This is a genomic window from Kribbella sp. NPDC048915 (assembly GCF_040649595.1).
Taxonomy (GTDB): domain Bacteria; phylum Actinomycetota; class Actinomycetes; order Propionibacteriales; family Kribbellaceae; genus Kribbella.
In genome coordinates this window covers 1-6,818 of the sequence record NZ_JBEZFT010000142.1, presented here as the reverse complement: position 1 = coordinate 6,818, position 6,818 = coordinate 1, and the positions used below count along the sequence as shown (strand labels likewise).

Annotated in this window: 7 protein-coding genes and 1 pseudogene; 4 read left to right on the top strand and 4 right to left on the bottom strand. The window is 67.0% G+C overall.

Going from position 1 to position 6,818, the window contains the following annotated elements:
• The 3 genes from AB0B82_RS35155 to AB0B82_RS35145 form a co-directional block, all read right to left on the bottom strand.
• Positions 1 to 1,226 (bottom strand): DUF1343 domain-containing protein (locus AB0B82_RS35155; RefSeq protein ID WP_360178851.1); only part of this gene is annotated, 1,226 nt, incomplete at its 3' end.
• Positions 1,227 to 1,237: 11 nt separating this feature from the next.
• The gene (locus AB0B82_RS35150) at positions 1,238 to 3,829 is read right to left on the bottom strand and encodes a glycoside hydrolase family 3 N-terminal domain-containing protein (protein ID WP_360178848.1); all 2,592 of its coding nucleotides are present in this window, start codon (positions 3,827 to 3,829) and stop codon (positions 1,238 to 1,240) included.
• 103 nt (positions 3,830 to 3,932) lie between these two features.
• Complete coding sequence (locus AB0B82_RS35145) at positions 3,933 to 4,499, bottom strand: 4'-phosphopantetheinyl transferase superfamily protein (RefSeq protein WP_360178845.1); 567 nt, start codon at positions 4,497 to 4,499, stop codon at positions 3,933 to 3,935.
• 25 nt (positions 4,500 to 4,524) lie between these two features.
• Here AB0B82_RS35145 and AB0B82_RS35140 point away from each other — a divergent pair, with 25 nt between their 5' ends.
• From AB0B82_RS35140 to AB0B82_RS35130, 3 genes and pseudogenes are all read left to right on the top strand, one after another.
• Positions 4,525 to 4,680, top strand: a complete 156-nt coding sequence (locus AB0B82_RS35140; RefSeq protein WP_360178842.1) for a hypothetical protein — start codon at positions 4,525 to 4,527, stop codon at positions 4,678 to 4,680.
• Between the two features lie 170 nt (positions 4,681 to 4,850).
• Positions 4,851 to 5,021: pseudogene (locus tag AB0B82_RS35135) on the top strand (hypothetical protein); the annotation flags it as partial.
• A 3-nt stretch (positions 5,022 to 5,024) separates the two neighbouring features.
• Positions 5,025 to 5,471: a hypothetical protein gene (locus tag AB0B82_RS35130; RefSeq protein ID WP_360178839.1), complete on the top strand. Its 447-nt coding sequence runs from the start codon at positions 5,025 to 5,027 to the stop codon at positions 5,469 to 5,471.
• Between the two features lie 151 nt (positions 5,472 to 5,622).
• Here the strand turns inward: AB0B82_RS35130 and AB0B82_RS35125 are convergent, their stop codons facing one another.
• Positions 5,623 to 5,757, bottom strand: coding sequence for a hypothetical protein (locus AB0B82_RS35125; protein ID WP_360178836.1), 135 nt, complete (start codon positions 5,755 to 5,757; stop codon positions 5,623 to 5,625).
• Positions 5,758 to 6,324: 567 nt separating this feature from the next.
• Between AB0B82_RS35125 and AB0B82_RS35120 the strand changes: the two genes are divergently transcribed.
• Positions 6,325 to 6,678, top strand: a complete 354-nt coding sequence (locus AB0B82_RS35120; RefSeq protein ID WP_360178834.1) for an immunity 8 family protein — start codon at positions 6,325 to 6,327, stop codon at positions 6,676 to 6,678.
• The last annotated feature ends 140 nt before the right edge of the window (positions 6,679 to 6,818 follow it).

Genomic DNA, 6,818 nt, shown 5'->3' with positions numbered 1-6,818 from the left:
CAGGCGTCGGTCTCGGACTTCCAGGCTGCCACGATCTCCTCGGCGGAGGCGTTCGCCAAGAGCATTGTCCGGAATCGGTCCGATCCGGTCAGCAGATCGATCCACCGGCCGGGTGGGTTCTCCGCCCGCCAGGTGAATTCGGGGTAGAGCTTACGGGCCTCGACGATCATGTGCGTCGCGGCCGTGATCGCCTCGACCTTGTGCGGATCGGTGATCTGCACCTGGACGCCGCCGCACAGCACGTTCGCGTTCTTGCTGATCGTCGGCGTGAAGTAGGCCTCGCGGAATGCCACGCCCGGGATGTCCTTGGTCTGCAGCGCCTGCGCCCACCGGTAGTCGACGTACGGCGCGCCGATCAGCTCGAACGGCCGCGTGGTCCCGCGGCCCTCGGACATGTTGGTGGCCTCGAACAGGCAGGTGCCCGGGTACAGCAGGGCGGTGTCCGGGGTGGGCATGTTCGGGCTCGGCATCACCCAGGTCGACCCGGTGTCGGCGAACAGCTGGTCGCGTTTCCAGTTCGAGACCTCGATGACCTTCAGCTCGCTCAGCCGGCCGCCGTTCGGCTCCAGCGGCAGGTACTCGGCGTCGAACATCCGGGCCAGCTCGCCGACCGTCATGCCGTGCTGCTGGAGGATCTCCTTCTTGCCGACGCCGGAGGTGTAGCCGGGCTTCAGCATCGGGCCGCGGGCGTACCCGCCGACCGGGTTCGGCCGGTCGAGGACGACGAACTTCGCGCCGGTGCGGACCGCGGCCAGCATCGCCTCGAACATCGTCCAGATGTAGGTGTAGAACCGGGCGCCGACGTCCTGGATGTCGAAGACAACGGTTTCCACCCCGGACTTCTGATACAGCCCGACGAGCTTGTCCGCGTTCGCGCCGTACGCGTCGTACACCATGATTCCGGTGCGCGGGTCGACGTGATCGCCCTCCGAGCCGCCGGCCTGCGCGCTGCCGCGGAAACCGTGTTCTGGACCGAACACCGCGACGATGTCGACCTTGCCGGAGGCATGCATCGTGTCGACGATGTGGCTGAAGTCGCCGAGGATGCCGGTCGGGTTGCTGATCACGCCGACCTTCTGGCCGGCCAGCGCCTTCCACCCGCTCTTCGCGAGCACCTCGGCGCCGGTCAGTACCGGGCGGTGCGAGACCGCGTGCGCGGCGGGCGCGTCGATCAGCGGAGCGGCGGCGACGGCACCGGCGCCGGCAAGCAAACTGCGTCGTTTCATGAGCGGTCTCCTCAGGAACGGAACGTGAGGTCGGCGATGATCGGTCGGTGGTCACTGGCCGTTTCGGCGAGCGGCAGCTCGGGTGTCACCTGGGCGCTGCGGACGGTCAGGCCCCGGCCGACGGTGACGAAGTCGATCCGCTTGGTCGCGGCGACGGCCGGGTAGGTGTTCGGTCCACCGGCGGTCGCACCGGCCGCCGTCCACGAGTCTTTCAGCCGGGTCCACAGCCGGGCGAGTTCCGGCGCGTCGGCCTCGGCGTTGAAATCGCCGACCAGGATCTGCAGATCCTGCCGGCGGTCCTGGGCCAGGATGCGGAGCGTGTCGGCCACCTGCAGCTGACGTACGGCGGGATCGGCACGGTAGTCCAGGTGGGTCGAGTACACGTGCAGCCGGCGGCCGCGGACATCCACCTCCACCTCGAGGAAACCGGGTGCCGGTGCGGGGACCGGGTTCGGGTCCTGCGTCGACAGGCGGGTGATCTCGTGGTTCTGCACGCGGACGAGCGGGAACCGCGACAGCACGCCGACGCCGTACTGGCGCCGCGGCTGACCCTCGGCCGGTGGGTCGAGGTCGTAGATCGGGGCGAAGGCCGGGTACATCCCGAGCTTGGTGGCGAGTTCGGTGATGGTGTCGAGCCACTCGCTGCGGTCACCCCAGTGCACGTCGACCTCCTGCAGGCCGACGAGGTCCGCGTCGAGCGCCTTGATCGCCCGCGCGGTCCGCTCGAGGTCGAACACGTTGTCCTCGCCGGCGCCCGCGTGGATGTTGTACGAGGCAACAGTCAGGCGGACGGTCCGCGGGTCGAAGGTCAGGCCGTGCCCGAACGGGTGCAGGACGGGTGCCGGCTCGGTGCTGTCCGGGTCGGGCTTCGCGGGGATCTCGACCGGGAGCTTTCCGGTCGGCGCGATCTCGCCGTACAGCACCTTGGCGAGGGCTTCCATCGACACCGCGGTGCTGCCGTACGTCACGAGCGTCGTCGTGGGGTCGTCGAAGTACGCGACGTCGTACGGGTCGCGGACCGGGACGACGATCACCGGCCGCCCGGTGGCGAGCAGGCGGTTGACGAGTTGCTGCTGCCTGGCCTGCTTGTCGGTGACCTCGGTGTCCCACGCCTTGTTGGTCAGGACGACGGTGAGGTCCGCGGCATCGGCGGCGGCCAGCGCATCGGTGATCTTGGCGTCGCTCGGCTGGGTGCCGGTGTCCTTGACGACGGTCGTCGCGCCACGCTTCTGCAGCGCGGCGGCGAGCGTGGCCGGGCTGTATCCGGCGACGACGATCGAGCGCGGCGCGGGGGAGAGCGGCAGTAGTCCGTCGTCGTTGCGGAGGAGCGTCGTACTGCGGTCCGCGATCCGCTGGGCCTCCGCGTAGTTGGCCGGCGTACCGACCACCTTGGTGATGCGGGACAGGTCGACGTACGGGTCCGCGACGAGTCCGCCGGAGTGCTTGAGCTTGAGAATGCGCGTGACGCTCTCGTCGATGCGCTGCTCGGAGATGCGGCCGCCGCGGACGGCGTCGAGGACCGAGTTGTACGCCAGACCCGGGTCGACCGGCATCAGCAGTTGGTCGACGCCCGCCTCGATCGCCCGGAGCGGGATCTCGGCGTCGCCGTACTTGTCGCGGACGCCCTGCATGCCGAGCGAGTCGGTGATGATCACACCATCGAACTTCAGTTGCTCGCGGAGGATCCCGGTCAGGATCGGGCGGCTCAGCGTGGCCGGGTCGCCGGACGGGTCGAGCGACTTCACCACGATGTGCGCGGTCATGATCGACTGGATGCCGGCCCGGATCGCCGCCTGGAACGGTGGCAGGTCGAACTCGGCCCACTGTTCGCGGGTGTGGTGGATCTCCGGGATGCCGACGTGGCTGTCGGTCTCGATGTCGCCGTGGCCGGGGAAGTGCTTCGCGGTCGAGACGATCCGGCCGTCGCGTTGGTACCCCTTGACCTGGGCCGCGACGATGTCCGCGGCCAGCTTCGGGTCGGAGGAGGCCGAGCGGACGCCGATCACCGGGTTGAGCGGGTTCATGTTGACGTCGGCGTCGGGCGCGAAGTCGGTGGTGATGCCGAGCGCCTTGAGCTCGCGTCCGGCGATCGCGCCGGCGGACCGGGCGAAGTTCGTCGACCGGGTCGCGCCGAGCGCCATACCGCCGGGGAACTGGGTCGCCGGCGGGCCGACGCGGACCACCGAGCCGTACTCCTGGTCGGTGCTGATCTGCAGCGGTACGCCGGTGGTGCTGAGCGACGCGGCCTGGAGACCGTTCGACAGCGTCGCGATCTGCTCCGGGTTGCGGACCGAGTCGGTCCACGCGAAGTAGATGACGCCGCCGAGGTTGAACTTCGCCACCACCTCGGCCGGCGTGGCGACGCCGTACAGGCTGGTGTTGCGGGCGTCGGCGGTGTCGGCCGTCTGGCCGTACGCGTAGCAGACGAACAGCTGGCCGACTTTCTGTTCCAGCGACATCCGGCGGAGGGTGTCGGGAACCCAGCGGTCGGTGCCTCCGGCTGTCGGGGCGGGGGTGGCGGAGGCGGCGGTGGTGCCGGCGACCGTCGATCCCGCGACGGCGGCCGCCGCGAGTCCGAGGGTCTGGCGTCGGGTCAGTTCCATCGGTGTCACCAACTCAGTCCGGGCGGGCAGGAGCGAACGCCAACGTAATTGAATTACGGACGCTCCCCCGACACGCGAAAGTTACCCACGCAGATACCCAGGGTCAAGCCCCGGTAACCCCAGGTGGACAATTCCCGTGGTCGATGGACATGTACTCGATGGTCACGTCGGCTGGGGCTGCCAGGGCGAGTACGGCGTTCGGGCACGAGAGGTAGGTCACCGCGAGCCCCGGCGCCGCCTCGACCGGCCCACCACCGAGCGGCATCTCCCGCTGCAAACCGCCGTCGTTCAAACCGGTTCCCAGCGCCTTCCCGACCGCCTCCTTCGCGGTCCACAGCTGAAGAAACCCCGTCAGTTCGTCCGGCTGCTCAGCCATCCAGTCGAGCTCCCGTTGGCCGAACCAACGCTGCGCCAGGGCGCGGAACTCCCGCGGCCGGACTTCCTCCAGATCGATCCCGAGCGGCCCGTCGTATCCCACGGCCACCGCAACCTGGTGCTCGCTGTACGAAACACTCACCGCCAACCCCTCAACCCGCGGCCGGCCAGTGTCGTCGCGGCTCAGCCCAGCCCGGCCGACCATCGGTTCGGCAAGCGCTTGAATCAGGTTCTGCCCGATCCGCCGCGCCTCACCCCCGGCCGGCCGTACGGCGACGTACACACAACTACCCACCCCGAGACCCTAATCCGGTCGCCCTGTGGGCGCATTGCACGCACTGGCGCGTGCCGTGCGCGGTGGGGGCAAGTTGGCCACCGCGGCCGACGAGGTGCCGATCGACCCTGGCCTGCCCGTCGGCGACCGCGCTCCCGACCTGATCGTGCTCGAGTCCACTCGCCCGCAGGGCGCCCCTTGAGCTCACCAGCCGCTGCACTTTGCACCTCCAGGAATGCAGAACCTCCTGAAATGCAGTCGAACCACCCGTCCTGGGTGGGTTCTGCATTCCTGGACGTCCGCTGACCACAGCGCGTCGCCGCAGCTCGCTTCCGCGCGGAGCGAGCGCGGCGCAGCCAGCCCACCCAGCGCATTGAGGCAGCCGGCACCGCCGACTTCACCTACGTCAACGGGCGACCAGCGACCGTCACCGACCCAGTCACGCGCATCCTGCAGACCCTCAGCTACAACGCCGCTGGTCAACTGGCCACGATCGACTACGGCTCCAGCCGGATCCGCACCCTCGGGTATGACGCCTACGGCCGGATGAACTCCGACGTACTCAAGGCTGGTACGACAACGGTTTCCTCGATCACCTACGGCTACGACGCCGACAACAACATCACCACCAAGAACATCACCACCAAGAACATCACCACCAAGAACATCACCACCAAGAACATCACCACCAAGAACATCACCACCAAGAACATCACCACCAAGAACACCACCGGGGTCGCCGGCGCGGGCAGTAACACCTACAGCTACGACCAGCTCGGCCGACTCACCTCGTGGACGAAGGGCAGCACCACCACGCCCTATGAGTGGGACGCGAACTCCAACATGACGGCGATGGAGGAGACGGCGAAGGTGACTGCAAGAAGCGTTGTGGCGGCTCAGGTGATGGTGGCAACGGTGGTGCGGGTGAGGGCGGCTGCAAGCGGAGCTGCGGCCCGAAACCGCCGCCCAAGTGCGATCCTCAATGCCAGCTGACCAAGAAGATCAAGAAGGAACGTAAGGAACTCGAGCAAGAGGCTAAGACGATCGCGCAGCCCCCGCCGGGTGATCCTGTCTGCGCCAACGGCAACCCCCTCTGCCCCAGCGACCCATCACAGCCGGCCACCATTGTCACCTCCGGAGGCGACTACACCACCGAAACCGTCGACTGGTCGACCGAGCAATACCAGACCGCACTCGACACCGCCGGCTCCGTCATCAGCGTCAGCTCGACCGGCAGGTACAACTGGTTCACGATGGGAATCGGGGGCGGTCCCTCCATGAACAATCCCATCTGCATGCCCGTTTGCTCGGGTAGTGGATCCACTGGTGGGGCAGCCGTTCCTGTGGCACCTATCCCGCCGGCGGCTATTTGGGTCGTGGGTGGATTGCTAGGAATCGCGTGGGCAATGTCTCATGACACGACGGGCGGGGGCGCTTCATCCAGCGGAGACCGCTCCGGCACGGCCGTACAGCCGCCGGACCCAGATGACGACCGTGGCGGTGGCGGTCACGATCCTGACGATCCCAGGCGCGGTCTCGGTGGAGCGAGCGACGACGACTGGTCGACTGTCAGCGGTATCGTTCGGAACGCTTCGGCCGGGAAGGGCAACTTTGGTCTCGGATCGGGCTCGTCATCGCAGGCCGAGCACGCGGGTCGGGCTTGGGTCGGCGACGGATATAGAACTACGGGCGGTGGAAAGACATTGATCAGCAAGGACGGTCTGCGTCAGTGGCGTGCGCCAAGCTATAAGCCAAAGCTCGGAAAATGGCAGTCGAACTTTGAATCTCGAACCGAGCCTAGTGGTCGATGGCAAGGAAATGGTCACCTGGACATCACGGATCTGCCATGAAAGCGGTTGTGCGCTCCGTTTATAGCTCCGACGTCGACGTTGAAAGCTATGTGCCCGACGATCCGCGAGACGCTGGTCTCTGGATTCGTCTTCTAGTCGGACCCGCTGATGGTGAGGGCGAGGAGTCGTTCGATGTGCTCGTGTGCACTCCAGCCTGGCTCCAGCGCGTTGTCCACGAGAAAGGGCCACAAATCGGGCGCCATCACCTAATAGTTGAGGAGTTGGAAGTTGACGAGATATTAACCTTCCTTCGACATCGGTTCGAAGAGGTCGAGGCTTCGACATGGGATGCTCTGGCCGAGAAGCTTGGGCGGATCGGCTATTGGGAGTTCGAGGACTATAGGCCTTGACGGTGCAGGGTCGGCTGTGCGGCGATGTGTTACATGACGACAGGTTAGTACGGCAGCCGGACTTCGTGATGTTCATGCTGTGAGGGCTTGTCGGCGCTGGTAGTGGCTGCTTCGGGCGCGGTGTTGGTGTCGGCGTCGCC

Coding starts and splice junctions, on each gene's coding strand:
- AB0B82_RS35150 (WP_360178848.1), bottom strand. CDS start 3,829: ATGGAACTGACCCGACGCCAGACCCTCGGACTCGCGGCGGCCGCCGTC.
- AB0B82_RS35130 (WP_360178839.1), top strand. CDS start 5,025: ATGAACTCCGACGTACTCAAGGCTGGTACGACAACGGTTTCCTCGATC.
- AB0B82_RS35125 (WP_360178836.1), bottom strand. CDS start 5,757: ATGGAGGGACCGCCCCCGATTCCCATCGTGAACCAGTTGTACCTGCCG.
- AB0B82_RS35120 (WP_360178834.1), top strand. CDS start 6,325: ATGAAAGCGGTTGTGCGCTCCGTTTATAGCTCCGACGTCGACGTTGAA.